Genomic DNA, 2,809 nt, shown 5'->3' on the forward strand with positions numbered 1-2,809 from the left:
GTTGAACTGAACCGCTAGCGCGGAGCCCTCCAGTACTAAATCCATCCAAAACAAGTAGCTCCTTTGTCTTTGCCAATTCCACCCTATAGCGTTTAATATACCTTCAGGGCAATCATTTCGATTGTCCGGTCAACTTTGACTTATGGAGGTATGTGTTATGGGCAGATCATTTAATGGCAATTTTGAAAATTATCTTTTTGTTCAACGGGTGGCCGACAAGACCAGAAAAGCGTATTTGCAGTCGGTTCAGGGTTTGGAGCTTTTCCATGAGCAACCTGCCGAAAATTTGAGTAACGAGCAAATTCAGGATTACCTGATCTATTGCATTCAGGAAAAAGAGCTGGCCTGGTCAAGCTGTAATGTTCTGTTTTGTGGCCTGAAGAAGTATTATTCAGGGTATCTTGGCTGTGATGAGTCTGAATTCTCTATCCCTCCGCGTCCCCGCTCCCGGCAACTGCCGATGTTGTTAAGTCCCCGGGAAGTACAATCCATCCTGCTGGCTACGGGTAATCTCAAACATAAATCCTTACTGGCCATTATCTACGGTTCCGGCTTGCGTGTCAGTGAAGCGGTAAATCTTGAGCCGCATCATATCGAATCAAACCGTATGATGGTTCGGATTGAGCAGAGCAAAGGCCGGAAAGACCGCTATACGGTTTTATCCCAGAAATCTCTTGATCTGCTACGTGAATATTGGCGGAACTATCGGCCCGGAAAATGGCTCTTTTTCGGCAGAGACAAAAATGTGCCGATGTCAATCGCTACCGCTCAGAGGATTTTCTATAATGCCAAAGAAAAAGCCGGAGTAACCAAGGGGCGCGGCATCCATACCCTACGTCACTGTTTCGCTTCACATGCCCTTGAGCAGGGTGTCGAAATGTATATCATTAAACGCTGGCTCGGGCACACATCGATCAGAACAACCTGCGGCTACCTGCACCTGTCACCGTCACATCTGGCAAAGGTTAAAAGTCCCCTTGACGATCTTTATTCGGAGGTGACACCATGAAACCGCGCTACGAACTGGCAGATATCTTTCGTCTATATGGTGATGAATATAAAAAGACCCACGCGATGACAGACGAACAACGCAAAGTCATGGCGGCGATAGAGGACTGTCGCACATCCCAACTTGGCGGTCATATGGATGTTTGTGATAATTGCGGCGTAATCCAAAACAGTTACAACTCATGCCGTAATCGTCACTGTCCCAAATGCCAGACCATGGCTAAGGAGGAGTGGCTCGCCAAAAGAAAACAGGAATTACTTCCCTGTGGTTATTTTCACCTCGTTTTCACTCTGCCCCATGTTCTTAATCCGTTAATCCTTTACAATCGCAAAATTTTACTTGATGCTCTGTTTTCTGCAGTCAGTGGAACCCTGAGGGCCTTCGCCGCCGATCCCCAATGGCATCTTGAAGGCGTGCCCGGTTTATTGACAATTCTTCATACCTGGAGCCAGACTCTTATCGATCATTTCCACCTGCATTGTCTGGTACCCGCCGGGGTTCTTAGTTTTGACAAACGGCACTGGCATACGGCTAACAGTAAATTTCTTTTTCGCGCAGATTCACTGGCAAAGGAGTTCAAAAAACGCTATCTGGCCGCGATCAAAAAAAACCTTAGTACTTTGTCCCAACCGGAAGATACTGTTTTTTCTCTCCAACAGGCAAAAGCAAAAGAGTGGGTTGTCTACGCCAAAAAACCATTTGCCGGTCCCAAACAAGTTCTGGAGTACCTGGGTCGTTATACCCACCGCATCGCAATTTCAAACCACCGTATTTTGTCAATTGATAATAATGAAATCATCTTCGAATATAAAGATCGACAAAACAATAACAAAAGCGAAAAGATGGTCCTTCCAGCCGGTGAGTTTATCCGCCGTTTCCTCCTCCACGTCTTGCCGCACAGGTTCATGAAGATCAGGTATTACGGTTTTTTGGCCAATAAAATCCGGCGTAAATCAATTCTTTTAATTCGCAGACTGATCGGCATTGCCATGGAAATTGAGCCTTTCATCAAGTAAACTTTACAGGAAAAAGTTTTACGTTTAACCGGCAAAGACATCTTTCTCTGCCCTGAATGTAAACAGGGGCGCATGGTCTGCCGAGCAGTACTATTACCTGACAGCAGCTGACCGCAATTACCTGTTGTCATCAACTTAATTTCTCAATTTTCCCATTACTAACGGCACAGCTACGTCTCATTTTGACTGGAAAGCCAGCAGATAATCAAAAAATCAACTTTTATTTCAAAATATCAAAATAACAGGTAATCAACCATGAGAAAAAATCAGGTATTTTTGATATTCAGCTTTTTGCGCCGCTCTCATCTGGCTACCAATTCACTATTTTCCTTTATATTTCAAGAGGTTAAAAACAAACTCCATAGAGTCATAATCACAAAGATGTAAGTCCTCCCTATGAACCCGCGGCTCAGTTCAACAACATTTTATCAATCATCCCGCTTTGTAAAAAAATAATAACTGTGATACGGTCAGTAACCTGAAAATTCAACATCCCGGCACCGTCATATGCGGGACGAATGATAAAACGCTCTTAGTTCGGCGGCAATTAGGAACCCTCTTCTAACCCTTGAAAAATATACTTCATAAATTTAATGCACCCATGACATTGACAAAAATATCGCATATATGTTATATTGAGAACTATGAAATGGGAAGTGTTAATCAGCGCAGAATACGAAACGTGGTTTAACAATTTACCACAAAATCACAAAGCGGCAATCGCAATTGATTTGCAAGTATTAAAAGATGTTGGTCCGTTACTTGGGCGGCCTCACGCAGACCA

General features: G+C 43.9%; 2 protein-coding genes. Both read left to right on the forward strand.

What is annotated here, in order from left to right; genetic code table 11:
* The first annotated feature begins 157 nt into the window (after nucleotides 1–157).
* Entirely contained in the window at nucleotides 158–1,009 is an 852-nt protein-coding gene (locus U9P07_08315; GenBank protein MEA2109405.1) for a tyrosine-type recombinase/integrase, read from the forward strand.
* Entirely contained in the window at nucleotides 1,006–2,025 is a 1,020-nt protein-coding gene (locus U9P07_08320) for an IS91 family transposase (protein MEA2109406.1), read from the forward strand. Before U9P07_08315 ends, U9P07_08320 begins: the two co-directional genes overlap by 4 nt.
* The last annotated feature ends 784 nt before the right edge of the window (nucleotides 2,026–2,809 follow it).

This window comes from Pseudomonadota bacterium (assembly GCA_034660915.1).
Classification (GTDB): Bacteria; Desulfobacterota; Anaeroferrophillalia; order Anaeroferrophillales; family Anaeroferrophillaceae; genus DQWO01.